The 26,135-nt window shown below is 39.4% G+C and carries 30 protein-coding genes; 20 read left to right on the forward strand and 10 right to left on the reverse strand.

Annotated elements, in window-relative coordinates; all coding sequences use genetic code 11:
* Positions 1 to 3: 3 nt before the first annotated feature.
* The 3 genes from rffA to fabI all read left to right on the forward strand — a co-directional run bounded on the left by rffA (position 4) and on the right by fabI (position 3,661).
* Positions 4 to 1,137: a dTDP-4-amino-4,6-dideoxygalactose transaminase gene (gene rffA, locus MUO14_RS21640; protein WP_244752577.1), complete on the forward strand. Its 1,134-nt coding sequence runs from the start codon at positions 4 to 6 to the stop codon at positions 1,135 to 1,137.
* Entirely contained in the window at positions 1,100 to 2,803 is a 1,704-nt protein-coding gene (locus tag MUO14_RS21645; protein WP_244752578.1) for a DUF6044 family protein, read from the forward strand. The genes rffA and MUO14_RS21645 overlap by 38 nt, the downstream gene beginning before the upstream one ends.
* 78 nt (positions 2,804 to 2,881) lie before the next feature.
* The gene (fabI, locus tag MUO14_RS21650) at positions 2,882 to 3,661 is read left to right on the forward strand and encodes an enoyl-ACP reductase FabI (protein WP_244752579.1); all 780 of its coding nucleotides are present in this window, start codon (positions 2,882 to 2,884) and stop codon (positions 3,659 to 3,661) included.
* 58 nt (positions 3,662 to 3,719) lie between these two features.
* Here fabI and MUO14_RS21655 read toward each other — a convergent pair whose 3' ends face one another.
* A complete protein-coding gene (locus tag MUO14_RS21655; RefSeq protein WP_244752580.1) occupies positions 3,720 to 5,204 on the reverse strand; it encodes a flavin monoamine oxidase family protein in 1,485 nt (494 codons plus the stop codon).
* Positions 5,205 to 5,310: 106 nt separating this feature from the next.
* On the opposite strand from MUO14_RS21655, the gene MUO14_RS21660 reads away from it, so the two are divergent.
* Positions 5,311 to 5,919, forward strand: a complete 609-nt coding sequence (locus MUO14_RS21660; RefSeq protein WP_244755718.1) for a DedA family protein — start codon at positions 5,311 to 5,313, stop codon at positions 5,917 to 5,919.
* Between the two features lie 1,117 nt (positions 5,920 to 7,036).
* Positions 7,037 to 7,963, forward strand: coding sequence for a manganese-dependent inorganic pyrophosphatase (locus MUO14_RS21665; RefSeq protein WP_244752581.1), 927 nt, complete (start codon positions 7,037 to 7,039; stop codon positions 7,961 to 7,963).
* A gap of 90 nt (positions 7,964 to 8,053) precedes the next feature.
* On the opposite strand, the gene MUO14_RS21670 is transcribed toward MUO14_RS21665, so the two are convergent.
* Complete coding sequence (locus MUO14_RS21670; RefSeq protein WP_244752582.1) at positions 8,054 to 8,620, reverse strand: GNAT family N-acetyltransferase; 567 nt, start codon at positions 8,618 to 8,620, stop codon at positions 8,054 to 8,056.
* Positions 8,621 to 8,749: 129 nt separating this feature from the next.
* Here MUO14_RS21670 and corA point away from each other — a divergent pair, with 129 nt between their 5' ends.
* The 3 genes from corA to MUO14_RS21685 all read left to right on the forward strand — a co-directional run bounded on the left by corA (position 8,750) and on the right by MUO14_RS21685 (position 10,570).
* On the forward strand, positions 8,750 to 9,703 hold the full coding sequence (gene corA, locus MUO14_RS21675; RefSeq protein WP_244752583.1) for a magnesium/cobalt transporter CorA: 954 nt from the start codon (positions 8,750 to 8,752) through the stop codon (positions 9,701 to 9,703).
* A gap of 234 nt (positions 9,704 to 9,937) precedes the next feature.
* Complete coding sequence (locus MUO14_RS21680) at positions 9,938 to 10,129, forward strand: hypothetical protein (RefSeq protein WP_244752584.1); 192 nt, start codon at positions 9,938 to 9,940, stop codon at positions 10,127 to 10,129.
* A 300-nt stretch (positions 10,130 to 10,429) separates the two neighbouring features.
* The gene (locus MUO14_RS21685; RefSeq protein ID WP_244752585.1) at positions 10,430 to 10,570 is read left to right on the forward strand and encodes a hypothetical protein; all 141 of its coding nucleotides are present in this window, start codon (positions 10,430 to 10,432) and stop codon (positions 10,568 to 10,570) included.
* 1,304 nt (positions 10,571 to 11,874) lie between these two features.
* Here MUO14_RS21685 and MUO14_RS21690 read toward each other — a convergent pair.
* Positions 11,875 to 12,756, reverse strand: a complete 882-nt coding sequence (locus MUO14_RS21690) for a vanadium-dependent haloperoxidase (RefSeq protein WP_244752586.1) — start codon at positions 12,754 to 12,756, stop codon at positions 11,875 to 11,877.
* 527 nt (positions 12,757 to 13,283) lie between these two features.
* Between MUO14_RS21690 and MUO14_RS21695 the strand changes: the two genes are divergently transcribed.
* Both MUO14_RS21695 and MUO14_RS21700 read left to right on the forward strand, forming a co-directional pair.
* Entirely contained in the window at positions 13,284 to 13,466 is a 183-nt protein-coding gene (locus MUO14_RS21695) for a hypothetical protein (protein ID WP_244752587.1), read from the forward strand.
* 10 nt (positions 13,467 to 13,476) lie between these two features.
* Complete coding sequence (locus MUO14_RS21700; RefSeq protein WP_396265860.1) at positions 13,477 to 13,695, forward strand: ester cyclase; 219 nt, start codon at positions 13,477 to 13,479, stop codon at positions 13,693 to 13,695.
* 599 nt (positions 13,696 to 14,294) lie between these two features.
* Here MUO14_RS21700 and MUO14_RS21705 read toward each other — a convergent pair.
* The 3 genes from MUO14_RS21705 to MUO14_RS21715 form a co-directional block, all read right to left on the reverse strand.
* Positions 14,295 to 14,855: an FAD-dependent oxidoreductase gene (locus MUO14_RS21705; protein WP_244752588.1), complete on the reverse strand. Its 561-nt coding sequence runs from the start codon at positions 14,853 to 14,855 to the stop codon at positions 14,295 to 14,297.
* 109 nt (positions 14,856 to 14,964) lie between these two features.
* Entirely contained in the window at positions 14,965 to 15,297 is a 333-nt protein-coding gene (locus MUO14_RS21710; protein WP_244752589.1) for a hypothetical protein, read from the reverse strand.
* 94 nt (positions 15,298 to 15,391) lie between these two features.
* On the reverse strand, positions 15,392 to 16,141 hold the full coding sequence (locus MUO14_RS21715; protein WP_244752590.1) for an SDR family NAD(P)-dependent oxidoreductase: 750 nt from the start codon (positions 16,139 to 16,141) through the stop codon (positions 15,392 to 15,394).
* A gap of 128 nt (positions 16,142 to 16,269) precedes the next feature.
* On the opposite strand from MUO14_RS21715, the gene MUO14_RS21720 reads away from it, so the two are divergent.
* The 3 genes from MUO14_RS21720 to MUO14_RS24440 all read left to right on the forward strand — a co-directional run bounded on the left by MUO14_RS21720 (position 16,270) and on the right by MUO14_RS24440 (position 17,524).
* A complete protein-coding gene (locus tag MUO14_RS21720) occupies positions 16,270 to 16,785 on the forward strand; it encodes an HD domain-containing protein (protein WP_244752591.1) in 516 nt (171 codons plus the stop codon).
* A gap of 355 nt (positions 16,786 to 17,140) precedes the next feature.
* A complete protein-coding gene (locus MUO14_RS21725; protein ID WP_244752592.1) occupies positions 17,141 to 17,281 on the forward strand; it encodes a hypothetical protein in 141 nt (46 codons plus the stop codon).
* Positions 17,282 to 17,389: 108 nt separating this feature from the next.
* The gene (locus tag MUO14_RS24440) at positions 17,390 to 17,524 is read left to right on the forward strand and encodes a hypothetical protein (protein ID WP_255822141.1); all 135 of its coding nucleotides are present in this window, start codon (positions 17,390 to 17,392) and stop codon (positions 17,522 to 17,524) included.
* 99 nt (positions 17,525 to 17,623) lie between these two features.
* Here the strand turns inward: MUO14_RS24440 and MUO14_RS21730 are convergent, their stop codons facing one another.
* Positions 17,624 to 18,976, reverse strand: a complete 1,353-nt coding sequence (locus tag MUO14_RS21730; RefSeq protein ID WP_244752593.1) for a dihydrolipoyl dehydrogenase family protein — start codon at positions 18,974 to 18,976, stop codon at positions 17,624 to 17,626.
* Between the two features lie 149 nt (positions 18,977 to 19,125).
* Between MUO14_RS21730 and MUO14_RS21735 the strand changes: the two genes are divergently transcribed.
* The 4 genes from MUO14_RS21735 to MUO14_RS21750 all read left to right on the forward strand — a co-directional run bounded on the left by MUO14_RS21735 (position 19,126) and on the right by MUO14_RS21750 (position 23,415).
* Complete coding sequence (locus tag MUO14_RS21735; protein ID WP_244752594.1) at positions 19,126 to 20,394, forward strand: molybdopterin molybdotransferase MoeA; 1,269 nt, start codon at positions 19,126 to 19,128, stop codon at positions 20,392 to 20,394.
* Between the two features lie 28 nt (positions 20,395 to 20,422).
* On the forward strand, positions 20,423 to 21,433 hold the full coding sequence (gene moaA / locus MUO14_RS21740; protein WP_244752595.1) for a GTP 3',8-cyclase MoaA: 1,011 nt from the start codon (positions 20,423 to 20,425) through the stop codon (positions 21,431 to 21,433).
* A gap of 146 nt (positions 21,434 to 21,579) precedes the next feature.
* Entirely contained in the window at positions 21,580 to 22,005 is a 426-nt protein-coding gene (locus MUO14_RS21745) for a YwpF-like family protein (RefSeq protein ID WP_244752596.1), read from the forward strand.
* Between the two features lie 54 nt (positions 22,006 to 22,059).
* Positions 22,060 to 23,415 (forward strand): TrkH family potassium uptake protein, encoded by a 1,356-nt coding sequence (locus tag MUO14_RS21750; protein WP_244755720.1) that lies wholly within the window; start codon positions 22,060 to 22,062, stop codon positions 23,413 to 23,415.
* A 205-nt stretch (positions 23,416 to 23,620) separates the two neighbouring features.
* On the opposite strand, the gene MUO14_RS21755 is transcribed toward MUO14_RS21750, so the two are convergent.
* The gene (locus tag MUO14_RS21755) at positions 23,621 to 23,749 is read right to left on the reverse strand and encodes a YjcZ family sporulation protein (protein WP_244752597.1); all 129 of its coding nucleotides are present in this window, start codon (positions 23,747 to 23,749) and stop codon (positions 23,621 to 23,623) included.
* Between the two features lie 72 nt (positions 23,750 to 23,821).
* Complete coding sequence (locus MUO14_RS21760; protein WP_244752598.1) at positions 23,822 to 24,022, reverse strand: hypothetical protein; 201 nt, start codon at positions 24,020 to 24,022, stop codon at positions 23,822 to 23,824.
* A gap of 613 nt (positions 24,023 to 24,635) precedes the next feature.
* Between MUO14_RS21760 and MUO14_RS21765 the strand changes: the two genes are divergently transcribed.
* The 3 genes from MUO14_RS21765 (at position 24,636) to MUO14_RS21775 (ending at position 25,345) form a co-directional block, all read left to right on the forward strand.
* Positions 24,636 to 24,860 (forward strand): DUF1659 domain-containing protein, encoded by a 225-nt coding sequence (locus MUO14_RS21765; RefSeq protein ID WP_244752599.1) that lies wholly within the window; start codon positions 24,636 to 24,638, stop codon positions 24,858 to 24,860.
* 22 nt (positions 24,861 to 24,882) lie between these two features.
* On the forward strand, positions 24,883 to 25,095 hold the full coding sequence (locus MUO14_RS21770; protein WP_244752600.1) for a DUF2922 domain-containing protein: 213 nt from the start codon (positions 24,883 to 24,885) through the stop codon (positions 25,093 to 25,095).
* Between the two features lie 112 nt (positions 25,096 to 25,207).
* Complete coding sequence (locus MUO14_RS21775) at positions 25,208 to 25,345, forward strand: YvrJ family protein (RefSeq protein WP_244752601.1); 138 nt, start codon at positions 25,208 to 25,210, stop codon at positions 25,343 to 25,345.
* A 78-nt stretch (positions 25,346 to 25,423) separates the two neighbouring features.
* Here the strand turns inward: MUO14_RS21775 and lepB are convergent, their stop codons facing one another.
* Positions 25,424 to 25,945 carry a signal peptidase I gene (gene lepB, locus MUO14_RS21780; RefSeq protein WP_244752602.1) on the reverse strand — a complete coding sequence of 174 codons (522 nt, stop codon included), beginning with the start codon at positions 25,943 to 25,945 and terminating at the stop codon, positions 25,424 to 25,426.
* Positions 25,946 to 26,135: the final 190 nt, after the last annotated feature.

Genomic DNA, 26,135 nt, shown 5'->3' on the forward strand with positions numbered 1-26,135 from the left:
CCTGTGATTCCATTTAATAAACCGTGCGTCATTGGTAAAGAAACAGACTATATTCAAGAAGCGATTAACCACAATCTTAAGCTCTCAGGGAATGGTCCTTTTGGTGAAAAGTGTAAGGCTTGGTTTGAAGAGAATTTATTATGCCAGAAAGCCTTACTAACTCCATCCTGTACACATGCTCTTGAGATGGCCGCCTTATTACTGAACATAAAAGAAGGGGATGAAGTCATCATGCCCTCGTACACATTTGTTTCAACAGCTAATGCCTTTGTGTTACGAGGAGCACACATCAGATTTGTAGATGTCGATCCAACTGTGATGAATATAGATCCTGATTTGATCGAAGAGGCGATTACCCATAGGACAAAAGCGGTTGTAGTCGTCCATTATGCCGGTGTTGCCTGTGAGATGGAACAGATTATGGAGATCGCAGAACGTCATAAATTATTTGTGATCGAAGATGCAGCTCAAGGCCTATTGAGCACATATAAAGGAAAGGCGCTTGGGACATTTGGTCACTTTGGTACGTTAAGTTTTCATGAGACGAAGAACTATACTTGTGGAGAAGGTGGCGCTCTGCTGATCAATGACCCAGAATATGTAGAGCGTGCTGAAATCCTTCAAGAAAAAGGGACGAATCGGTCTCAATTTAAAAGGGGGCAGGTTGATAAGTATACATGGAAGGACGTTGGGTCCTCATTTCTGTTAAGTGAATTGAATGCCGCTTATTTATATGCCCAGCTTGAGGAAGCTTGGACTATTTTTGAAGATCGCATGAAGACATGGAATCAGTATAGTGAAAAGCTGTCCTCTTTAGTGGGAGAAGACTTGATCCGTACACAATACATTCCTGAGCTTTGTCAGCATAACGCTCACATGTTCTATATAAAGCTGAAAACGGAATCTGTGCGTTCTCATTTAACTTCTTACTTGAAGGAGCAAGGCATTATGGCGGTACCTCATTATGAACCATTGCATTCCTCTCAGGCGGGGAGAGTGTATGGTGGCTTAACGGGGGTAGATAATTTCACGACATCAGAAGCGGAGCGGTTATTACGACTGCCTTTATACTTTGGGATGGAGAAAGAGGTCGTCAATCATGTGGTCCACCATATTGAGAACTTTTTCAAAAAATAAATGGATTGTCATTGGCTGTTTAATCATAGTAGCGTACCTCATGCCATACTACATTCTTGGAGAAGACACGCATATTCGGGTTCACGACAATTTGGACTCAAACATTGTCTGGTACAAGATATTAGCAGAAAGTGGACAAATCTTTGCACCCCCGGGCACAACGTTGCCTTATGCTGTCAATGGCCTGCCTCGCAGTGCTCTATCGTCAAGTTTGGATTTAATGGTATGGCTTTACGTATGGTTTGAACCATTCACGGCTTACACAATAAACCAAACCATCATGCGGTTTGTCGGCTTCTTTGGCATGTATGGGTTACTTCGCTTCCTTTTCCAAACAAGAGACGGGGTAAAAAAACTTCAGCTCATCGCTGTAGGTGTATCAGTCGGCTTTGCGCTTTTACCGTTTTGGCCTTCTGGAGCGTTATCGATAGCGGGATTGCCTTTAGCTTTATTAGCGTTCCTTAACATCCGCAAGTTCGGGAGACGCACATCCAAGTTATATTGGCTCATCATCGTATTGCTTCCATTTCACTCCAGTTTAATATTGAGTTTTGTGTTCTTTCTAGCATTGATGGGTTTAGTATGGATAGTGGATTGGTTCCGAACCAAACGTGTTAACATGTCTTTTTTAGGCGCCCTCTTTTTGATGGGGTCGATTTACCTGATCAAGAATTATACGGTGATTATATCCATGTTCTTCAGTGGGGGATTTACCTCTCATCGTGAGGAATTTGACTTAGGGCATAATAGCTTAGCTGGTACTATCCGTCTGTTTAATAAAAACTTCATTTTTGCTCACACGCATGACATGAGTTTACATCAGCAGGTGATCCTGCCGGCAGTAATCTTGGCTGTGTTTATTGCTATTTATAAAAGAATCAAACCCAACCGACTTGCTGTGGCTATGACGATGAATTTCCTTTTATCGCTTTGGTATGCTTTTTGGTACTGGGAAGGGTTTAGAGTACTAAAAGATGAGTCCATGATTCTCAATACATTTAATTTCAGCCGTATTCATTTTTTACACCCTTTGTTTTGGTACATGGCCTTTGCTTTTGCATTGGTGATTGTTTGGAAAAACTTAAAACTTGGTAAACCGATTGTCATCGTCCTTATGGTGGTTCAAATAGGCATCGTATTTGGTTTGAATGAAGAGAAAAAATACAGTGAAATCGGCACACCGACGTTCGAAGAATTTTATTCACAGGATCTTTTCAATAATATAAAGAAGTACATTGGTAAAGCCCCTTCTAACTATCAAGTCGTAAGTGTAGCCATGCATCCGACCATCGCCCAATATAATGGCATGCATACATTAGACACTTATAATACTACTTATCCATTATCCTATAAGCATAAATTTCGCAAGATTATCGCACCAGAATTAGAAAAAAACCAAAACCTTGAATCCTACTTTGACACGTGGGGCGGAAGGCTTTATATGTATGTGGGGGAGTTAGGGAAGGATTATGTATTTAGCAAGAATAGCGATGAAGTAATCGAGCAGCTTGACATCAATACTGAACAATTGCAACAAATGGGGGGAGACTATGTATTATCAGCCCTGCCCATTGAGAATCATGAAAGTATAGGTCTCGAATTTGAGAAAGCATTCCAACATGCATCCTCTCCTTGGAAAATTCACTTGTATAAAGTTGAGCTCTAAAAATGGAAATGAGAAAATGCAGAGGGCGAATAGGATAACTGTTATAATGAAGGGGATACGTTCGTGAAGGAGGATATTATGGAAGATTTATTACAATTAAAAGATAAGCATATTGTCATAATGGGTGTGGCCAATCAAAGAAGTATTGCCTGGGGTGTGGCTAAATCATTAGATAAAGCTGGAGTAAAATTAATTTTTACATATAGGAAGGAAAGGTCTTATAAGAAGTTAGTGAAGCTGTTAGAAGAGAATAATATAGAATCAGAGCTTGTTTTACAATGCGATGTAAATGAAGATGAGAGCATTCAGCAAGCTTTTGCGCAAATCGGTGAGAAAACAGGGGTGATACATGGCATTGTGCATTCTGTCGCTTCTGCGCCTACGGAGGATTTAAAGGGGTCCTTTATAGATACATCGAGAAGTGGATTTGCTTCTGCACAGGACTCAAGCTCCTATTCTTTAGTTGCTGTTACAAAGGCTGCTCGGCCGTTAATGAAAGAAGGAGGCGCGATTATTGCGATGAGCTACTTAGGGGCGGAGCGAGTCGTTGGTGGTTACAATGTAATGGGCGTTGCGAAAGCTTCTCTCGAGGCATCTGTGAAGTATCTAGCTTCGGAAGTGGGAGAAGACCAAATTCGAGTGAACGCTATTTCTGCTGGTGCGATTCGAACAATTTCTGCAAAAGGTGTTCCTTCCTTCAACCAAATTCTGCATCAAATTGAAGAGACTTCTCCTTTAAAAAGAAACGTTACTCAAGAAGATATTGGTGATATGAGTGTAGCGATGCTCAGTGCCTTGTCAAGAGGTGTGACTGGTGAGATCATCTATGTCGATTCAGGTTACAATATATTAGGATAATGAAAGAAAGACGCCAATTCCTTAATGGAATTGGCGTCTTTTTAAAGTGTGGACAAATTTAATCGTTGATAGACCTACTTCTCTCATTTATTTCGTAGGCTGTCCTTATACCTGATTCTATTGCACCTTCCACCCAGCCATGAAAGGGAGAAGTATGTTCTCCGGCAAAATGAAGTCGCCCTTCCGGTGTACTTATGTAATCACCAAAATTTACGACCTGATGTGGGGCGAACAGGGTAAAGCATCCTGCTGAAAAAGGATTTTGAGCCCAATCAAAAGCAAACGCTTGATAATATTCTTGATAAACGATGTCGCCATAAATTTTAGCTAGATCTTTAAGAACATAGGAAATCAAATCTGATTCTGTTAAACTGGTCCACAATGAAGCGTTTTTACCCCAACTGTAACTGCCAAGCAATACCGCAGGACCGAAGTGCCCCTTATTATGGCTAGGGATGTAAGTGAACATCGTGGGAAGATCCGTTATGATGTTGCCTACTTCCATCCTCTCCCAAAAGCGATGTTTAAATTCAATGGCTATTTTCACTGCGGGAATATTGGTCAGGGTTCTAATCGCTTGCCACTTCTTAAAAGAGATAGAATCATAGGGTTCAACATCAACAAATTGGAAGACTGAAAAAGGCATAGTAATAATACTATAATCACCCGAAAAACACTTTGGCTCCTGTGTCAAAGGGTTTACTGTACTAAGTGTAACACCGGACGTCGTTTGCGTAATCTTTCTCACTTTATGGCTGTAAAGAATGTCAGAGTGAAGTTCAGAAAGGAAAGATAAGGGAAGCTGGTCATTCCCGCCTGTGATTTCGTAGAAGTTCGTGTCTTTATTAAAGATCGGATAAATGATATCTGTTAAAATATCAACAAAAGAGAAGTCGGGGAACCCTTCAATTCCGAGAAGAACCATAATCATTCGAATAGCATTAGATGAAAGGGAAGGGCCTAATGGATTATTTTCTAGATAGTCCCTCATAGAGTAGGAGGCATATTGTTTTTTTAACCGTTCCTGCTCTTCAGGTGAACTGCTTTGATACCTTTCAATAAAAGGATTGACGGCAGATAAAAATAACTCCGATGCGGTTTTGCCCTTTTCCCAGCCTACTAGAGGAAATTGTAAGACTTCGGGATATTGTTCATAGTGTTTACGCGTGGTACGTATGTTGTTTACAAAGATCAAATCAAGTGGAGAGCTATTTATAAAAGGATTAATTTGAAGCTTGAAACGTTTGATATACTCACATACAAGAGCATGTGTGCTAGGAATACGCATAGCGCCAAGCTCAACATAATTCCCTTGGGTGAATGGCTGTCTTAAGGTAAATATCCTACCGCCTATCCGGTTATTCCCTTCAAGTACAGTTACATGATGACCGGCCCTTTTGAGTAAGGAAGCAGAGACTAACCCAGACATTCCAGCTCCGGCTATTATTACCTTTTTAGGCGTTTTAGCCAACTGTAATCCGTCTCTAATAATGTTTACCATTCCTTCAGGGTATGTAAGTTGTTCCTCGCTTCTACTGCTCATATAACTTCCTCCTTTTCCCATATTACGTGGTTTTATGAAGGCATATGCCTGTATAATCAACAAGCAAGGTATTTTAATCACGATAGAAATCGAGGTGCAAGAAGCAATGGAAAATTGGCTGCTCTCTATTATTAATGAGTATGGTTACATAGGCATCTTCGCATTAATAGCATTAGAAAATATTTTTCCGCCAATTCCATCTGAAGTCATTTTAACATTCAGTGGTTTTGTGACGACCTCCACTCATTTATCGATCTTTGGTGTGGTAATCAGCTCAACTCTAGGTTCGATTACAGGCGCTGTTGGATTATATGGGGTTGGATTGTTGCTTGATGTAGAACGGATGGAAAAAATAGTTGATAAATGGGGCAAAGTTCTTCGTCTGACTCGTAAAGATATTCATAAAGCAGATTCCTGGTTTGATAAATATGGGCCTTGGACAGTGTTTTTATGCAGATTTGTCCCACTAATTAGAAGTCTCATTTCAATTCCGGCAGGGATGTCGAACATGAATTTTACCGCTTTCTTTGTTCTTACGACATTAGGTACTCTAATTTGGAATACTGTCCTTATTTGGATCGGAGCATCTGTTGGGGATTCGTGGCACAGTATTCTTACATACATGGATATATACTCTTCGGTTGTTTATATTATTTTAGCAGTTGCAGTGGTGGCGGCCGTATATTGGTACTTCAAAAAAATAAGAAACAGATAAATGGAGAGGGTGGCATCGTAAAAATGTCTCCTTCTATGTTTACTTACCCAAACTCTATACTGATACCGTCCTCTAGTTACTTGATGAATTTCCCTGTTTACGTTTAAAAGAAGAATGAATTTCATAATTTAAGCCCCTTCTGCTCCAAGGGATTCAAAACGCAAAAAAGGAAGTACCTCCCCAAATCTAGTCAAGTAGGAAATTTGAAATCATTTTTATTAGGTAAGGGCAGTGATCTGGAAGACTCCATCTCGAGATAGGTTTCCGTTTCCTTGGATGGAGAAGGAGGTCCGAAATCACTCGCTTTCCGTGGGCATGCGCTGAGCCTCCTCGGACTCTGTCCTCCGGGGTCTCACCTGTCATGTTTACCCCACAGGAGTCTCGCCATTTCCCGGACCTCCTTGTGTTTGTGAGAAGAACGGAAACACTCCAGGTTCACAAGTCACCCAAAACGACAGAAGAACTTCTTATCAGAGAGCTGAGAATCTCTCTGTGACGCGGTTATTATGCCACATCATGATGGATAAAGCCCTCTGAACATTGGAGACTTATTCGGAATACGAATGGCTCCGTTCATCATAAAATGGGTGGCGAGACTCCCGCGGAAGAAGGAGCGAGGCGAGACCCCGGAAGGCTTCGCCTGAGGAGGCTTGCTGTTTAGAGGATGTTCGGCTAAATCCGAATAGAGGAAGTTCGACTAAGTTCGGCACGTCCTGTGCCAACGTCGAACGACCCCACGTCCTGTGGGGCCGCAGGAAAGCGAGTCGTTTCCGAGCCACCCCGAGCCCTCATACCGTAACGGACCTAAGTGTCCCGGAGCTGAGTCTCTAGTATAAGGGAGCGATGTGAAGCAACATGGATAGAAAGTGATCAAACTTCTTTATAAAACGGAAACTAAAATCTTCTGGATAAGAATCCATTTTGAACCTTTTCGGAAAAGAACCTTATATTCTGCCAGTCTTTGGTGTTTTAAAAAGAGCAATTATGAAATTGATTCAAGAAACAAAAATAATAACTTATCGTTCTGGTTACGTACGCATAGACGAATACAGTGATATGTCTTATAATCGGTACGGAAGCTTTTATACATAATAAAATGTAAAAGGAGAGAAGTCGCGTGAGTAAAACGTTGATATTTGGCCACAAGAATCCAGATACAGATACGATCAGTTCAGCGATCGTCTATGCTGACTTGAAAAATAAGCTTGGTTTAGAAGTTGAAGCAGTGAGATTAGGGGAAGTGGGCGGTGAAACCCAATTTGCATTAGATAAGTTCAATGTGGATGCACCCCGTTTAGTAGAAACCGTTTCAGATGAAGTGGAGCAAGTTATCCTGGTGGACCATAACGAACGCCAGCAAAGTGTTGAAGACATTGATGAGGTTCAAGTCCTTGAGGTCATTGACCATCATCGAATTGCGAACTTCGAAACCAAAGGGCCCCTTTATTACCGTGCAGAGCCTGTCGGCTGTACGGCAACCATCCTAAATAAATTGTATAAAGAAAACAATCAAGAAGTCAGCCCGCAGATGGCCGGTTTAATGCTGTCCGCCATAATTTCTGATTCCTTGCTTTTTAAATCTCCTACATGTACAGAGCAAGATGTACAAGCAGCGAAGGAATTGGCGGAAATCGCTCATGTGGATGCAGAAGAGTATGGTCTTGAAATGCTTAAAGCCGGAGCGGATATTAGTGATAAATCGGCCGCACAGTTGATTTCACTTGATGCGAAGGAGTTCGCGATGGGTGATGTTAAAGTAGAGATCGCGCAAGTAAATACAGTCGATACGGATGAAGTTCTCGCACGTAAAGCTGAAATTGAACAAGCGATCGAAACCGTCGTTTCTGAAAAAGAACTAGACCTATTCTTATTTGTGATTACTGATATCCTCACAAACAATTCAACCGTTATTGCTATCGGAGAAAAAATGGGTGTCGTTGCCGAAGCATTCGAAGTGCCTTTTGAAGGAAACCAGGCTGTTCTTGAAGGCGTTGTTTCACGTAAAAAGCAAATTGTACCACCGCTTAATGAAAAATTTCTATAAAACACAAACAAGATCCGCATTTCATTTTATGCGGATCTTGTTTGTTATCTTAGCCCACCTGATCAAATAAAAAAATGTGCCATTCTTTTATTATAATTGCCATTCTTCCCGAAGCACCCCCATTCGAATGGAATCATAATAATTTCCTTCATAAATACGGCACTTTCTCATGCGGCCTTCGAGTTTCATTCCTAACTTTTCCCCAACACGCATCATTCTTTGGTTCTTCGACCATGTTGTTAATCCGACACGGGCTAAGGGCAGGTTATTAAACAAGTGGTCAATCCATAGAGTAAGAGCTTCTGTCCCGTAACCACCGCTCCAATACTCAGGAGAATAGATCCCAATTCCAACTTCGAGCCAAAGAGAAGGTTTGTGCTCCCAATAATAGGTAACAGTACCAATTATGGTTCCTTCCACCTCGATAATTAGTCGTGAATCAGGTTCATTTTGTTTTAACCTTTCTTTTCTGGCATTTTCATGACTTCGATAGCTTTCTAATGTATGTGGCTCTAAAGGATAGTAAGGGGCATCCCACTTTTTCCACTCTGGTTCTTCTTCACGATAGATCAATCCCCAAAGAATGGGTATATCGGTATCAGTGATACTTCTCAGTGTGACAAGTTTACCTTCTATATGTACATTTGTAACAGTCATTGTGCAAGCCGCCTTTCTAACATAGCTTTCTTTATCCTACCACAGTAAGTAAGTGGGAATGAAGGTTTTAGGATAAAATGGAAGGGGAAGGCTTACTAATAGTTGGTCTACATAGTAGAGGATGATTTTATGCTAAAAGTTTATGGTTATTCAAATAAAGACGGTTGGCAGATTGGGAGCTCACTTGATACAATCATGCAAGATGAATTGGACTGGTATTGGGTTGATTTCCAATCTCCATCAGAAGAAGAAATAAAACTTCTGCACACATTCTTTCATTTTCACCCCTTAGCGATTGAGGATTGTATGCATGATTTGCAAAGACCGAAATTAGATTATTATGATGATCATACCTTTTTTGTTATTCATTCGGTGGAAAGCAATGATTTAGACAAGCATGAGATTGATGTGTTTTTAGGTGATGCGTTTATTGTCACCTACCATAAACAACCATCTAAAGTTGTTGAGACAGTAGAGGGCTTGATGCAGCGTAATAAAAATCAGCAGCAGACAATGGATGAATATAATGTACTTTATCAGCTGTTGGATAAAGCGGTAGACAATTATTTTCCAATCGTTTACGAAATAGAGGATCATATTAATGAGATAGAAGATAATACAAAAAGCTTATCAATGGAACAATTGCTAGAAGAGTTATTTGATCGTCGGGGCGAACTAATGCAATTAAGACAAACGGTTCATCCAATGAGAGATTTGCTCTATCGGATGTTAAATACCCATCATTTAGATGGCGTCCATGAAAGAAAAGAGTACTTTACAGATATTTATGACCATCTGCTAAAAGTCGCAGAAATGGTGGCATCTAATCGGGAAATGACCCAGGATATTAGGGATAGCTACTTATCATTAAATTCACATCAAACCAACCGCACAATGCAGATCTTAACCGTTATCTCAGTTATATTCATGCCCCTCACCTTTATCGTCGGTGTTTACGGAATGAATTTTGTTTTCATGCCGGAGCTCAATGCCAAATATGGCTATTTTGTTGTCTGGGCGGTAATGATTGCCTTGGCATTCGGAATGTTTATATGGTTCAAGAAGAAAGGCTGGTTTGATTAACTCAAGAGATGAGATTACCTCATGAATATACTTGATCCTTTATAAAATAAGGAGTAAGTAGAACGGGAAGGTAAGCGAAATTGAATGAAAAAGGAAATAAGGCAGCCTGTTTGGCTGTCTTTTTGCTGCTAGTGTGCCGAAGATAAGTTTACTGCTTAATGAGGAATGTTAGGTTATTTTGAATAGGTATAAATTAGGGGATATATGTTAAATTGGTAAAGGGAGGGGGGTTCTATGTCTAGGGATAACGATGATCGAACTGAGCCGTTTAATAATGCAATGGAACACAAGCAAAAGGTAGAAGGTTACCCAAGTGGGGCAGGTGGACGAATGCCAGTCCTGATAAGGTTAATCGGTTATTTTATGTTTGGAGGTCTTTGCCTCATGATGATAATTGCTGTTTTTGCTGCGGTTTTCTTTGAATAATAACTGTCTTTTTTTCATGGATGGTTAAGTATAGGATAAGGAATCAATGATACGGATGAAAAGCCCTTAACCTTTTGAAACCTAAGCAGACTTTTACGTATCATAATATGAGGAAATTAATTAGTGGCGTTGATCTTATCTGCACTTATTTTGTTATTCGGTATGGTTTTTTCGTTCGGAATTGCCTGATTATTAGTTGTTTATCATATTAGGACGTAGAATTTCAAGACCAAATCTAGACATGTATCAAAGAATAGTCATCTTGAGGAAGAAGTTCATTCTTTTAAAGAGGGAGAGTGTTTGGCTGCGTCAACAGGTGGTTGGATATTATTGGGGATTGTAGCGCTTTTTGCATTACCAATTTTGTTCGGGATGGTTCGTGATTATCTTGGTTTCAATAGTAATAAGTTCTATGGGGATGAGGCAAATAAAAATAAATAAAGATAGACTCAAGAGGTGAGACTTACGAAAAAAGTTTCCTTCGTGCTGAGATAACTAGAAATCAGGTAAATGGAGGAAGCGGAGGACAAGGAGACGATCAATAGCATTTGTGCTCTTTTTAGAATCACAGACTTTTTTCAGTCTAAAGACGTAGAAATATTCACTCTGATGACCGTTATGAAAAGGCATAACTCTTTTTATAATTATGGTATCAATAATAAAGGAGTGGATATTCGATGTTGAATGAATTCGAAATTTCTATACTGATAGACGAACGCCGTCCAAGATAGTCGGTGATGATTACTCCTCTGGTGAACTTAATAGGAGGGGAGTTTTTTTGAAATCACATACGTATTTTAGTGGTATGTTTTCTTTGGTACAGGTTAAAAGGTTATTAGTGAGGGAAGCAAATATTGAATGACAATAAAGATATTCTACAATAGGGTCAGATCGTATTATAAGGTCAACCAATCATTTCTGGTTGGCCGTTTTGCCTGGTTTAATAAGGGTAGCCGGAGGAGAACGAACGGGCCAGTGGGACTTGATTGATCCCGTCCATTAAACTGTTCCTCTCTACTTGTAGAAACATGTATGAGGCTGGTTGGGACGTTTCTTGATGGAATGATCTCTTATAACAAGCAAAGAATGAAACTACAAGAGAGATAGAGGCACCGGCGAAATGAACAGCTTATGGGATTGATCGAAGAATGAATCTAGTCATCGGTCTGGATGTAGCGAAATAAGAAAGCTAAGTTCAGGCGTATTGACACAGAAAGAAGCCTTGTAAAAAGAGTTTTAAATTTAAGCACAATACGGGTGGGTTTATGCATTTCCACGCTTTTTGCAAGAATCTTATCAGAGAAAAAGTGTTCAAATCTTAAACCTACGTCATAACAAGACAACATGATGCGTTACTCTTATGTACAAGTGAAATTGAAATTTCAAACGGTATTAGATAGCTATTCCCTGAGTACAAAAAAGTGTTTGGACATATCTATTCAAGTGTTTCCTTTAAGGTCCTTTTGGATTTTCCTACACCAGAAAAGGTTTTGTTGAGGATATCGTGACATTAGTAGAGGTATTAAAACTCACAGTTTTGTCAATTTATTATTTAAATTGCGCGGTTTTTAATAATTTTTTGCGTGAAAAATTGATGATCATACATGCTAGTCCTGACTAGCATGTATGATCCTTTTATCTCTTAAACAAACGATCCTTTATATGGAAGTCTTGGAATCAAGATGTATCAAACGAAATCTAGCACCTTTAGCACTCGGTAGTCGCCGGATGAATATTCACATACCTTAGTCGATATAAAGCTTGGGCCGAGGGGGGTCTCCGTAATGGGAAGTTGATTTGGAGTCTCTTGTTCTGGAAGCGCATGATTCATTAAAATCATAAGGAATGGTCTGCGTATATGGAGGTGGCTGCAATTGAGCGTTGCGGTTTTCCCGGAACGGAATGTCCACATACCTTCTGTTTTCCTGACGCTGCTTGCTTAGCTCTCTCGTAATAATGGTTCCGATGCGCCTTCCTAGTTTCAAGCCCTCCTCATTATCAATTGGAAAATGCACACCACCGTATAAACGGGAGTTGGCATTTTCTTCGGCCATTTCTTTTAGCCGATGAGCTTCACCTGGGAAAAAGTAACTTAACATAGTTTGTACACAGCCAGATACTGCAGCATGCCCTGATATATAAGTCGGAAATCTTGGCGTGCACAGTACCGTCTTTAGTTTGGGATCATATTGAATTGGACGCGCCACATTCCACAAATATTTATAGTACCAAGTCACTACAAACGTATCGTTAATACCGGCATGCACAGCAGCTAAAACTCTTGCTGCTCTTGTAGGTGTCAAATCGTATGTGTCAATTAAACGATCGATAACGGGGGTCCATTGTTTCGTTGCAGCTCCTGTACCCCAATATTTTGCGATTTGAATTTGTCTATTAGTTATATTTTCCAAATAATACTGGACAATTTTAAGCTGTTTATCCCAGTCAATTGTATCTGGCTGACGTACGTCAAAATGAATATTTCCATCAGGCCCGAAGAATCGGTCACCGCGCCTATCTAAATAATACATTGGCCATGAATCGGCTTCAGGATCAACGTGATCATCTGGAACGCGTTTTTCTCCTCCATAAGGAATGTCTGACCATTTCAAAAAGTCATCTGTCATTTTATCAACCCATCCTTAAAATAAGTTCTTACCACAGTAAATGCTGCAAGTGATCTGGATGTTCTGAGTGAAGGACTATTTGGGATATGTCCGAGATACGTGAAAAAAGGACATAGTGTGAGAAAGCCTTTAGATAGCAATTTTAATGCAGAACAACAAACTAATTCTGAATTTTACGACTAATCATTTTAGTTTGTTGAAGGTTTGCTTCCCCATTTCTGAGGAAACGTTAAACATCTGATGTTCTTTAAAATATTTACTCGGAAGATGTCTTTCGAGTGGTTGACCGCTTTCCAAAGCCACCTATTAAGCTTTTCGTTCGATTTAGTTTACTTTTACAGACGTTTTAAGACAACCACGATAATTGAGTTACACTAGTGTGCAAATGATTGTAATTTGAAATAACTTTTATTAAGCAAAAGAGCTAGATCGTGGAATAGAAAAAGGATTATTCGCAAATAAATAGAAGTTAATCAGAGGAAGTTATTAGTTCAGCCTTGGGATGTACTGAATGAAAGGAGTTTAAAATGAGTGAGGTTACAGAAAAATATTATGATGATTGGATATGTATTTGGAACGAAGACTACTCCAAAATTCCCTCTTTAATTAGTGATGACTTTGTAGGTCACTGGCCAACTCGAGATATCCACGGTCCGTCTGAACTTGAAAGTATAATTAAAATGACTAGAGATTGCTTTTTACAATATTGAATTCAAAAAAATTTTAACTCCGATTTTAGATGACCAAAGAGTTTCTGGATATTGGGAAATGAATGCTCTATATCATGGGAATATGGAAGGGGCAAAAGTTGAAAAGGGGACTCCGATTTCATTTAGAGGGATGGATATTTTAATCTTTAAAGATGATAAATGCGTTGAGTATTACGTTCTATCTGATATGTTTTCCTTAATGAAACAATTACAGGCCATCAAAACTTAATTTCAATACCCTCAAATAGTTGAAAGCTGTCAAAGGACTATCCATCTCTAAGTCTCCGGTGAATTTTGTTAGCACACTCTTCTGCGCTCAACACTGAGGTACAGATATCGGGTGTGTTTTTTGTATTTAGGATTCCATAGAAAAAATTTGTTTTTGGGGCTTGCAATTTACGCGACGTAAGGAATTATAGTTAAGACATAGATAAGCAACAGGATATGAGAGGAAGATTATTTTGAAGCACTATTGGAAGGTAGGAGAACTTGACAGGATTAACGGTAAGGACCCTGTGTTATAGTGAGCATCGAAAAGAAATGACTTCCCTTTTGTGAATTAGAGGATTGCAATAAAATAAGAAAAAGGGGGAAGAGCGCGACCGTTCAATAAAATGAACAACATTATTGTCACTAATCTTAATTGCGATATTTGGGTTAGAATCAAAAGCAAACAACCATTTTTTGAAACAGCCGCAATTTTTAACGAAAGAATGCCGCTTTCGGACGTTAAAGGCAAATATCTTTGTTTGGACTAAAAACTAGGTTAGGACAGCATACAAAGATATATAGAAAAGGTGCCGATAACCGGCACCTTTATTGATAAAACTATTTGAGTATATCGTGATCGACGTAGCGTTCACCATTTAATTCACTGATTACATTTATGGCGACTCTGGCACCGTCACCTGCAGTAACGATTGTATGTACACTGACACCTGCAACCGTTCCTGCTGCCCATATCTTAGGCTTATCTGTATGGCCACGCTCGTTAACTTTAATAACTTTCGCTACTCTAGGCTCACTGCCTTCGAGAATCGTTAAGCCGAATTGTTCGGCAGCTTTAGCAGACATGCCTGTTGCAAAAATGATATGGTCAGCGCTATAAGCATTCTGATCTGTATTCAGAGTGTAAAGTTCCGCTTCTTGTTTAATGGACTCAACCTCTGCTGTCACAATTTCAGCTCCAAATTTAGCTGCCTGGTCTTGCCCCGTTTTAAGCAGCTGAGGTCCTTCTACTTCATTAACTCCATAATGGTTTTCAACCCAGGCCTTGGCCGTAATGCTTTTTCCACTATCGAACATAACGACTTTCTTGCCAGCTTTAGCGGCAAATAATGCTGCACTTGCACCTGCTGGACCTGCACCAATTATAGCGATATCATACATGCAATCCACTCCCTTTTAAGTGTTTTAAGTATAACCAAAAAGTTCTTTTCACGAATATCTTATAGAAATATACGATGATTATATGATGGAAATTCCTGCATCAAACCTCTTAAACGGTTATCGATGCACAATGATTAATTTGAGAAAATGTATAGTTTGTCCGACAGCTAATCTTATCTACAGACTCCTGACATTCTTCTTGAACAGTTTCAATGGCCTTGTTCACATCTTCGCCATCAATAATCAATAGTACTGGATTATCAATATCAACCAATAGGAAAAAAGACAATAATTTCGGCAAATGTCCCCCGTCTGCGATATAGCTGTTTTGGCGTAAATAAATAGTATAGTCATGTTTCGTAGCTTGTTTGTAAAGATTCATAATCTGACTAGTATTCAGTGTACGATTAAAATAAATATCGTATGAGGATAAACGACTCACTTTATTCACCTCCAGGCTGTATTCTGTGATGTTATAATAGTACCCTTGCTGAGTGGTTATAAACATTTAATGGGGAAGGGTATTGATTGCTTTGCTAGTGTTTATAAATCATTTTACGAGTCATTCCACCATCAACTACAATATTTTCACCTGTAACAAAGTCGTTGGCTCCATCTGTTAAATAGAAGCAGGCTTTAGCTATATCTTCTGGTGTGCCTACACGTCTTGCTAAGTGTTGATTATGATCGACTTGTCTAAGCTGGTCATAATGATCTGTCTGAATCCAGCCTGGGCTAATTGAGTTTACACGGATACTTGTTTCGGCAAGCGAGGCGGCTAGCGCATGTGTAATAGCTGTAATTCCACCTTTACTAGCTGCATAGCCTTCGGAATTCGGCTCAGACATAAAGGCTCGTGTAGAAGCCATATTAACAATTCGACCAGGCGTATGGTTTGCTTTCCATCTTTCGGCGGCATATTTTGAGAACAGGAATACACTGCGTAAATTTGTGTTGATAAGCTGATCCCATTCTTTTACTTGCAGGTCGAACAATGATTTAAACTCACTAGCCCCGGCATTATTTATAAGTATAGTAATTTCTAAAGCTTTCTCATCAAGTTGTTGGAACAAATGTTCAATATCACTGACTTGAGATACATCACATTTGAAAAAGTAGCACTGCTGCCCTTTTTCACGTATTTCTCCAACCAATTGTCTCCCATGTTCTTCATCGATATCACACATCACCACCGTTGCCCCTTCGTCTGCATAGGATAATGCTAAGCCCCTTCCTATACCATTGCTTGCTCCTGTAATAAGAACTGTTTCTTCAGTGAAATTCATCGCTTTGCCTCCTCTCTGTAATAGTTTCCTCTTTTATTGTTTGCCTAAACCCTCGTTTCATGTGTTTCCATACTTGAGATGCAAGAAGAGTCATGCTATATTAATTTTTAATATTGGAGGCGGATAGGATGGCAAGAGTTACTTTAGTAGAAGTGTTTAATCATCGAATTACTCAAAAATATTTACAGCGATCCGGCATTCACCATGCTGTTACTGTGGCCGAAAATGCCCTGAAGCTAGCTGTTGAAGAAAATGTATCTCCAGATCTTGCAGCGAAGTCGGCTCTCCTGCATGATATGGGACATTATGAATGGTATAGGGATGGAAAGTGGGATTATGCGGAATATAGAAAACATGACATTCATGCGATTAAAGGGGCAGAAAGAGCTCATAAATTATTAATCAGGTTAGGGGAAGATCGTTTAGTTGCAAAGGAAGTTTCCTTGGCTGTTTTGCTTCACACAGATAGTTATTTACCTTTTGAATTGAATGAAAAAAGAACGGATTTGCAGGAGGTCGTTGCCGAGGCAGATGCGTTAGACGAACAGCCTGGAGGAAAGCACCATTATAAGGAAATGGATCCAAGCGAAGCGGTAAAACTTCTTCACGTACTAGATACGAAAATAGAGGATCACAAACTATGAAATGTAACATTTTTCAGAAAAGTACTTTACTTTTAACAGAACTTTCTATATAATTTCCAGTGTAAGGAAAAATTCTCAGAAAGCGAGGTCGATTTCAATGAATAACACGATTTTAGTACAACTTCAATCTAAATGTATACGGTCGACCTGCGCCAACAAACTATTGTAGTTTTTATGTGAAAAATGTGTTCATACATGCTACAGGTTGCGCATATGGTAACCCTGTGGCTTTTTTTGTGGGGATCATTCTCTTATAGGATGATTTCCTAATACGCTTTGTTTAAAGCCACAGGACCCCTGTGGCTATTTTTTTATGTAAAAAACTGCAACAAATTCAAATGAGGGAGGTGAAGAAATGAGTATACACTTTTTGATCTTTAAAATTAGTGTCACAAAGAGGCAGAAGAAACGGAACTATACAGATTTCCAGATCTATAGACCATCAGCCAAGGAAGAAGTTCTTGATCGCAAGGCACGTATGACCAATCTTTTCTAAAAATGGGGTGTATAAAATGGCAATTATGAGAAGAATTGTATTTATGGCTTGGTTGAATGTAGAGAAGGATACCGCATAGACGATTTAGAGAGAAAGAGGAGGATTCTGATGAGAATTAACATGATTATTTTCACAATTAGCATTGAAAAACTTTCTAATGAATGGCGTGATGCGACACGTAGGAAGTATTTGCACATTCAGAATAAAATTGAAGAAAATAAAAATAAACATATGTATATGTAATAATAATCCCCGCTGATAGAAAGCGGGGATTTCTAATTCGTGTCTATTATAAGCTCAAGATTAGTAGTTGCGTTCATGTCTGTTTTTAATTAGGAGTGGTCAAAAAAAGCTGGGAATATCACTTTCTGCGGTGGGATAACCCCAGAGCATATTCCTTAAATCGGATTTAGTCATCTTTTTCTCAATAGCAGCAGTAAATAGGTTTACCAGATGATCGGCATGACTAGAGAGGATATGGGCCCCAATGAGTTCATCGGTAAATGGGTTGATTAGTAGTTTGACATAGGCGCCTTCATCATTCATTCGTTTATATGTGAAAAAAGAATGGACTGTTCTAGACTGTACCTCATAAGGGATTCGCTTCGCTTTAGCTTCCTGTTGTGTAATTCCTACAGACCCTAAGATAGGATAGGTAAACACAAGAGACGGAATGGCTGAAGTGATAAGTGGCTGCTCCTTTTTATCCACTAAATGCTGCATTAATCGATCTGCCTCTTCGCCAGCCACTGGCGTTAGTGGTCTTAATCCTGAATCAGCTGCATCGCCTGCAGCATAAATATGGGGTTGGGAGACGGATTGAAAGTTGTGATTGACTTTTACTCCATGCTCTGTTGCTTCAACCTCTGCCATATCAAGGTTAAGTTCTTCTATATTTGCATTGCGTCCGGCTCCGTGAATGATTAGATCACCTGTTATTTCATGCTCATGGTCAAACTTTTTCACTCGCAAGCTGTAACGACCACTGTTCAGCAGCTCTATCTCTTTCACTTCAGTACTCGTATGAACATCGATACCAAGGTCCTTTGTATGTTCAATAAGCTTATTCGTTATTTCATGATCAAAGGATTCGAGTATATGTTTTCCGCGATGAAGAATAACGACTTCTTTTCCTAAACGGGCACATAAATGGGCAAACTCAAAGGAAATATAGCCGCCTCCAACGAATACCACTCGGTCAGGGATCTCCTCTAATTCAAAGAATTCATCGCTCGTTATTAGATGGTTAAACCCCTGGATTGGTAACGGGGAGGGGCGCGCACCTGTTGCGATCACAAACTTGTCAGCAGTTATCTTTTCTTCACCAATTTCGATGGTATGGGGATCTATGAAAGAAGCTGTACCGTGGTAAGTTTGGATTCCTTTTTCTTTAAAAGAATCTTCTACAGATTTAGCTACGGGTTCTGTAAATGAATCTTTAAATGACTTTAAGTCTTTCCAGTTAAGCTGGAACTCTCCTGTTATCCCTTTGCCCTTTAAACGCTTAGCATCTTCAAAAGCTTCGGTCACACCAGTCAATACTCTTTTTGGGTCGCAGCCCCTTTGAGGGCAGGTGCCTCCGTATGGTCTTGAATCAACAATGGCTGTTGAAAGCCCTCTTCTTTGGGCTATGGAAGCGACGGTCCCTCCTGCAACACCTGTACCAATCACGATTAAATCGTATGTAGTATTCATAAATTGATTTCCTCCTTTTTTCATCCTATAAATTTATACCCCTCTTAACATAATGAGAAACCAGGCTCTATTCAAGACATAAACTTTGAAATTGTAACTTAATTTCGTTATGTTCATTAAAATACCAATTTTTATAGAGGATGGATGAAATGAATTTACATAGAACTCCAATTCAAGTTGAAAGTGCGGTCCAGCATGTCATGCAGCATAAGCCTGCCGTAACAGTTGAGGAAATTGGCTTAAAACAGAGCCATGGTCGAATTCTTGCTGAAGATATTCAGGCAACACATGCCATTCCTCCTTTTCCTAAATCACCTTATGATGGGTTTGCTATCTCGGCTGCAGATACGGCGAAGGCTAGTAGAGAAGCACCCGTTACTTTCCTAGTTACAGAAAGGGTCGGAGCTGGTCAGCGAGCGAGCCGCCCATTAAGAAGCGGGGAAGCTGTCCGTATTATGACAGGGGCAGAAATTCCAGAAGGTGCGACATGTGTAGCTATGTTTGAAATCTGTCAAACAATTGAAAGAGCTGATAAAACCTATATGACCATAAAACGGAAAATGGAGAATGGCCAAAACATCATCGGTAAAGGCTCTGAAACAGAGGAAGGTGAGGTTCTCGTTCTTTCTGGTACAAGGATTAATCCTGGTGTCCAAGCATTGCTTGCCACCTTTGGCTATGCAAACGTCCGTGTATATAGAAAGCCGCGTGTGGGTGTGTATGCCACGGGAACGGAGCTGCTTGATGTAGATCAGCCGCTCGAACCGGGGAAAATTCGAAACTCAAACGCCTATATGGTCATGGCGCAAATTGAGAGAAGTGGAGGAGAGCCGGTATATTTAGGGAAGCTAGCGGATGATTTTGATACATGCTATCGAGCTGTGAAAAACTCCTTATCTGAGGTAGATATTTTAATTACTACAGGTGGGGTGTCAGTCGGTGATTATGATTTAATGCCCGATATCTATGAAAAGCTTGGTGCTGAAGTTTTATTTAATAAAATTGCGATGAGACCTGGCAGTGTGACAACCGTTGCTTCACTAGACAAACAGCTGTTATTTGGCTTGTCAGGTAACCCTTCTGCTTGTTATGTTGGATTTGAACTCTATACTCATCCATTTATTCAAAGCTATTTAGGCAGTACAAATCCCTATCATAAAGTGATTAATGCTAAACTGGGGTCAGACTTCCCTAAGCCGAATCCATTTACTCGTTTTGTAAGAGGATTTATCGCTTACGAGCAAGGGAACGTTCGTGTTTATCCAGCAGGAATGGATAAATCTGCTGTGGTAACATCTTTAGCTCGCTCGAATGTGCTTACTGTACTAAGCGGAGGGACCAGAGGCTATAAACAAGGCGACGATGTTTATGCTATCTTACTAGAGGATAATGAAGGCGCGCGAGAATTTCATCTGTAGATTAACTTATCCAAGGGAGCGAATTAAAATGGTCAACTATGTTTTAGATAAGTATGATCGCCCAATGAAAGATCTGCGAATTTCTGTAATAGATCAATGTAATTTCAGGTGTACATACTGTATGCCTGCAGAGATTTTTGGAGACGATTACCGGTTTATGCCTGCAAAGGAATTGTTAAGCTTCGATGAAATCGTACGTCTTGTAGAAATTTTTGCGAGGTTTGGGACAGAAAAGGTTCGTTTAACGGGCGGGGAGCCGTTAATGCGAAAGAATATGAATCAACTTGTTTCACGACTGAAGCAAATTGACGGGATAAGAGATATTGCTATTACTACGAATGCAGTCTTCCTTGTTAAACAGGCTCAGAAATTGAAGGACGCTGGACTTGACCGTGTAAATATTAGTTTAGATGCAATTGAGGATGAAGTGTTTAAACAAACGAATGGACGAGGAATTAAGACGAGCCCGGTTTTAAAAGGAATTGAAGCGGCCCGTAAAGCTGGCCTTGAGATAAAAATAAATATGGTCGTAAAAAAAGGCATGAATGAAAGTCAAATTTTGCCGATGGCCCGGTATTTTAAAGATACTGGGGACACATTAAGGTTTATTGAGTTTATGGATGTCGGCAACCATAATGGCTGGAACTTGGAGACGGTTGTCTCGAAGCAAGAGATTGTTGATGAAATAAATCAAGAGATGCCGCTTGAACCGCTGGATGCCAATTACTTTGGCGAGGTAGCAACTAGATATAAGTATAAAGGTAGTAATGCTGAAATTGGAATTATTTCTTCTGTAACAGATGCGTTTTGCAGTAGTTGTACACGGGTAAGATTATCAGCAGACGGTAAACTATACACATGTTTATTTGCTAGTGAAGGCTATGATATTAGACACATGCTAAGAAACCAGATGAGTGACCATGAAATTATTTTGCATTTAATAAAAATATGGACGAAACGTGATGACCAATATTCAGTAGAAAGAGCACAAGGGAAATCGCAAAAGAAAAAGATCGAAATGTCCTATATTGGTGGTTAGACGGTTCATTCAAAACGGGTGCAGGTTTAATCTGTCGCTCGTTTTTTTATTTTAATGAATAGACTAAGTTGCATGTCGGCTTTACTCCATTGAGCTTCGTGCTCTATAATAATAAAGATAGAAAGCTAACCTGGAGGTGCCGGATTGTGAAAACGTTTAAGCTTGTGTCGCTTGATATCCTAGAGGAAAAAAAGGAAGATCTAACTCAACGGAGAATCAAATTACACGACGGGTTAATTATTAACCGTGAAGATGATAAGGGGCATTGGGTCATTGAAGCCTATGTAGAGCGTGCTTATGACGAGTATTTTCAAACGATTTTTGAAAATGAAGAAGAACTGATGATTCAAGTGAAGATCACTAAAAGCAGTAACCGTCCGGCAACTTTTCTTGTGAAAGTTATCGATACCAATATAATTGGGGACCATATGAATGTTATCTTTATGGGGAACATCGTTGATCGTCGGAGAGAGCATATAGAAAAAGTGTTAAAGATTCTTATGGACGAAGGATTTCAAGGGGACGAATTGCTTGAAGAATTTAAACGTCGTGGGGATAAACAGAGGGAATAACTCTCTCATTACATAAATTAAAAGTTTTGTTGTTAAAAGGAGTACATGCTTATGATGTGGGTACGAAAACGCAGCCTACGGTGGCTTAATAAGTTTTCACCATTTCAATTGATCGCGTTGTTCTATCTATTTGCAGTCACCATTTCATCAATCTTAATAGCTCTGCCTGTCGCACATAAACCAGGTGTTAATCTTGCCTTTATTGATATTTTATTTACTGCAGTTAGTGCGGTGAGTGTAACCGGTCTGACAACAGTGTCTACAGTAGAGACATTTAATACGACAGGTATTTTTATTTTGGCTTTTGTACTGCAATTCGGCGGCATAGGTGTTATGACCCTCGGAACAATGATTTGGCTTGTCTTAGGAAAAAAGATAGGCATGAAAGAAAGACGGCTCATCATGGCTGACCAAAACCAAACTTCCTTCCAGGGTATGGTTCGAATGGTTAAACAAATTGTCATTGTTGTGTTAATTATTGAATTAGTAGGTTTTTTAATATTAGGGACGTATTATTTGCAATATTATGATCCTGGAGAAGCGTATTTACACGGATTTTTCAGTTCGATTAGTGCTACAACAAATGGTGGCTTTGATATTACTGGACAGTCATTAATTCCTTTTAAAAATGACTATTTTGTTCAATTTATCCATATGGTGTTAATTATTTCGGGAGCTATTGGATTTCCTGTTCTTATTGAAGTGAAACAGTATCTTTTTAAGCCTACAAATAAAAGGATACAATTTTCTTTATTTGCTAAGCTTACATCTTTTACGTTTTTTGCCTTAGTCGTGTTTGGGGCATTAATGATTGCTATCCTGGAATTCAACCACTTTTTTGTCGACAAAGATTGGCACGAGATTTTATTTTTTGCTCTTTTTCAATCCGTTACCACAAGAAGCGGTGGCTTGGCAACGATGGATATCAACCAATTTGCTGAGCATACCCAACTATTCATGTCTGCATTAATGTTTATCGGGGCTTCTCCGAGTAGTGTAGGGGGAGGAATTCGGACGACAACCTTTGCTTTAGTTATTATCTTTGTACTTACCTTTGCAAAGGGTGAAAGTACCATTAAGATTTTCAAAAGAGAGGTTCATAACGAGGATTTAAACCGTGCAGTTGCTGTTACGATTATGGCGGTTCTCACATGTTTTGTTGCTGTACTTGTGTTATCGATTAGTGAACCTTACTCTCTAAAAGAAATTATTTTTGAGGTATGTTCGGCATTTGGAACAACGGGACTGTCACTTGGTATTACGGCAGGCCTGTCTCCGCTTGGTAAAGTCATCCTCATCTTGTTGATGTTTATTGGGCGTATTGGGATCCTCACCTTTTTGTTCACCTTGAAAAAAGATAGAAAAGCAAGTAATTATCGCTATCCGAAAGAGAGAATTATTATTGGATAGCCAATTCGACTTTCCTGTCCATGGTTATAGTAAAAGGCTTTTTTAGTTGTTTTTATAGGAAGACCGTAGAGGAAAGATACTCGCTTTCCGCGGACCGCAGGAGTCTCGGAAATTTCCCTCTGCTAACTATTGATATAAATAGCAACAAACTTTTAGAAAACAGCCTAGAAAAAAATGTACACAGCCCTCAGCTGTGTACAGATAACTAGCAATAAATTGCCGCACCTACGATGATTAATAGGATGAAGAGGATGACGATAAGTGTGAAACTATTTCCTTGACTTTTACCGCCATAGCCGCCACATCTGCATTGATAAGGGTTACTTCCGTACATAAGGACACCTCCAGTTGAATACACTGTCAGCCTATGCGGAAGAACTGTGGTTGTATGGTCATTCACCCATTTTTAGTTAAGTTCGTTTATGAATGAATTTTTAGATACAGTAACGATCTTGGCTTGTTGATTATCGAGTTCTTGAACATTCGTAAATGAATTTTCTTCTTCCAACTCATTACACCAATGATTGACATGATCATTTTTCATTTCGTTAATTAGGAGCGGGGCAGCTAGATAATTTGGACTTGATAGACGCTGATTTGCATTCATATGATCGCCTCCTCTTATTTATTATGCCCTTAGCATTTCTGTTCTATTTACTGTTTTCTATAAGCTCGTCTGAATTTTAAAAGTTGTCCAAGTTACATGTGAGGCAAGAACTAAAAACATTTCCCGGGGAATGAAGCAGGCTAAATGAAGCAAAATAGTGTACAATAGAGTAAAATGAATAGTTGCGTGTGTCGAAGCTGCCCGTATAATGTTGCTTTTGATGGATTAATCGGTAACGTAAAGGTAGAAAAAAGGAAGCCAGTGAGCTGATTTTTTGATAAAATATAATGGATGAGGGGGTGAGTGTATGGGCGAAATAATTATGTTTCTCGTCTGTCTTGTTATCTTGTTTGCACTAATGGGTTTTTGTATTTTTGATCGAGGATAAAACCAATCACATAAGTTTTTTTCCAATCATACACAGGAAATGAAGAGCAAGCATCAGGATAAAGGATGCTTGCTCTTCTTTTATATCATAACTGTACACAAGTGATTTCTTATGTCTTTGTTATACAAAAATCATACGGACATTCCATACATAAAAAAACCAAATACACATAGACACCTCCCAGGGGGTCACCTTCGATTATAAGAGTGAAAGGAGGTGATCACCATGGCGGTAACAGCAGATAAAGTAAACACTCAACTGCAACTTGTATTTGAAAACGGGACAGACGAGAAAGGTAATGTAAAATTCCGTACAAAGTCGTTCAATAACGTAAAGATGGAGGCAACATCGGACCAGTTGTATAAAGTGGCTACTGCATTAGCACCTTTGCAACAACGTTTACTATCAACCATTGAACGCAACGATTCATCCGTTTTAGTTGATCTATAAAAAGTAGAGGGGAGGAACGAGGATGAAAAAGCTTGAACTTAAATTTCTTAACGAAGAGGGAAGTATTGTAACGATTTCACTCGATGAACCGGTTGAACCAACTGATCAAATTGCTATTCATGCTGCAATGGATGCAATAATTGCAGAAAGTTGTTTTTACTCAAGTGGTGGCAATTTAGTAGAGAAAAAACAAGCACGGATTGTAGAACGGAACGTATTTGATATTGAACTATAGTTCTGAGACACAAAAGCCACTATGAAGATTGCTTCATAGTGGCTTTTCAAGCTTTGTTGTGAAAGTGGCTGCACTTGGATTTTCTCCTAAAAAAGGAGGGAGGTGTGAAAAAGTGGACACATGGCTTCCTTTCGTAACAGATGTCGGGTTTCCAATAGCGGTAACTTTTTATTTATTGCACCGTATAGAAGGGAAACTTGATGATTTGATTGAAACGATCCACCATCTTCCTGATAAAGTGAAAGGCTAACAAGAATCGCCCACTATCAATCCCTGCTTGCTATGAAGGTAATGCCTCTTTAGCTGCTCTTAGATAGTGGGCGATTCATTATTGAGTTAAACTGATTTCATCAAAGGGGTATATAATCAGTTCTGTTCTGCCGATAATTTCCCCTTCCTTAATAAATCCAAGTCCATTACGGCTGTCTTTACTGATTGAACGATTATCCCCCATTACGAAATAAGTGCCATCCGGAACCTTAACAGGGCCGAAATCTCTTGTCCCCCTAATTGCTTCTTCACTTAAAAAGTTCTGTTCTTTCTTTTGACCGTCAATATATAACTGATGGTTTCGAACTTCTATTGTATCGCTTGGTTTTCCTATGACCCTTTTTACATAATTCTTCATAGGTCGTTCAATAATTACAACATCTCCATAGGTAGGCTCATCAACGAAATAAATAATTTTATTAAACATTACTCGTTCACCGCTCTCAAGGGTAGGGTCCATACTGGAACCTTCAACGATGGAAGTGGCGAAAAAGAAAGTACGTAAAATAAAGGCTAGGACAACAGCGATCGCTATCGCCTTAATCCATTCCACCCATTCTTTCTTAGCTTGCTCAGACAATCTGAATCTTCCTCTCTTATACATGCTCGGGACAACTTTAGTTTATCACAAGGGTACAAAAATGAAACAATGATAGAAACTGTAATCAAATCTTAATATGATAAGTGCTAAAATCTGAAAAATTTGTGAATGTTTTGATTTTATTCTTTTTCCACTTTGGGGGTGGGATAGAGTATGGTAAAATATAGTT

It is taken from the genome of Halobacillus shinanisalinarum (genome assembly GCF_022919835.1).
In the GTDB taxonomy this organism is placed as follows: Bacteria; Bacillota; Bacilli; order Bacillales; family Halobacillaceae; genus Halobacillus_A; species Halobacillus_A shinanisalinarum.

Excerpts from the sequence above, each read along its gene's own strand:
- MUO14_RS21720 (WP_244752591.1), top strand. The coding sequence starts at position 16,270 with ATGGCAAGAGTTACTTTAGTAGAAGTGTTTAATCATCGAATTACTCAA.
- MUO14_RS21645 (WP_244752578.1), top strand. The coding sequence starts at position 1,100 with ATGTGGTCCACCATATTGAGAACTTTTTCAAAAAATAAATGGATTGTC.
- MUO14_RS21670 (WP_244752582.1), bottom strand. The coding sequence starts at position 8,620 with ATGACTGTTACAAATGTACATATAGAAGGTAAACTTGTCACACTGAGA.
- fabI (WP_244752579.1), top strand. The coding sequence starts at position 2,882 with ATGGAAGATTTATTACAATTAAAAGATAAGCATATTGTCATAATGGGT.
- MUO14_RS21770 (WP_244752600.1), top strand. The coding sequence starts at position 24,883 with ATGAAAAAGCTTGAACTTAAATTTCTTAACGAAGAGGGAAGTATTGTA.
- MUO14_RS21750 (WP_244755720.1), top strand. The coding sequence starts at position 22,060 with ATGTGGGTACGAAAACGCAGCCTACGGTGGCTTAATAAGTTTTCACCA.
- MUO14_RS21730 (WP_244752593.1), bottom strand. The coding sequence starts at position 18,976 with ATGAATACTACATACGATTTAATCGTGATTGGTACAGGTGTTGCAGGA.
- MUO14_RS21690 (WP_244752586.1), bottom strand. The coding sequence starts at position 12,756 with ATGACAGATGACTTTTTGAAATGGTCAGACATTCCTTATGGAGGAGAA.
- MUO14_RS21725 (WP_244752592.1), top strand. The coding sequence starts at position 17,141 with ATGAGTATACACTTTTTGATCTTTAAAATTAGTGTCACAAAGAGGCAG.
- MUO14_RS21760 (WP_244752598.1), bottom strand. The coding sequence starts at position 24,022 with ATGAATGCAAATCAGCGTCTATCAAGTCCAAATTATCTAGCTGCCCCG.
- MUO14_RS21660 (WP_244755718.1), top strand. The coding sequence starts at position 5,311 with ATGGAAAATTGGCTGCTCTCTATTATTAATGAGTATGGTTACATAGGC.
- moaA (WP_244752595.1), top strand. The coding sequence starts at position 20,423 with ATGGTCAACTATGTTTTAGATAAGTATGATCGCCCAATGAAAGATCTG.
- MUO14_RS21765 (WP_244752599.1), top strand. The coding sequence starts at position 24,636 with ATGGCGGTAACAGCAGATAAAGTAAACACTCAACTGCAACTTGTATTT.
- MUO14_RS21695 (WP_244752587.1), top strand. The coding sequence starts at position 13,284 with ATGAGTGAGGTTACAGAAAAATATTATGATGATTGGATATGTATTTGG.
- MUO14_RS21655 (WP_244752580.1), bottom strand. The coding sequence starts at position 5,204 with ATGAGCAGTAGAAGCGAGGAACAACTTACATACCCTGAAGGAATGGTA.
- MUO14_RS21735 (WP_244752594.1), top strand. The coding sequence starts at position 19,126 with ATGAATTTACATAGAACTCCAATTCAAGTTGAAAGTGCGGTCCAGCAT.
- corA (WP_244752583.1), top strand. The coding sequence starts at position 8,750 with ATGCTAAAAGTTTATGGTTATTCAAATAAAGACGGTTGGCAGATTGGG.
- MUO14_RS21680 (WP_244752584.1), top strand. The coding sequence starts at position 9,938 with ATGTCTAGGGATAACGATGATCGAACTGAGCCGTTTAATAATGCAATG.
- MUO14_RS21705 (WP_244752588.1), bottom strand. The coding sequence starts at position 14,855 with ATGTATGATATCGCTATAATTGGTGCAGGTCCAGCAGGTGCAAGTGCA.
- MUO14_RS24440 (WP_255822141.1), top strand. The coding sequence starts at position 17,390 with ATGAGAATTAACATGATTATTTTCACAATTAGCATTGAAAAACTTTCT.
- MUO14_RS21755 (WP_244752597.1), bottom strand. The coding sequence starts at position 23,749 with ATGTACGGAAGTAACCCTTATCAATGCAGATGTGGCGGCTATGGCGGT.
- MUO14_RS21715 (WP_244752590.1), bottom strand. The coding sequence starts at position 16,141 with ATGAATTTCACTGAAGAAACAGTTCTTATTACAGGAGCAAGCAATGGT.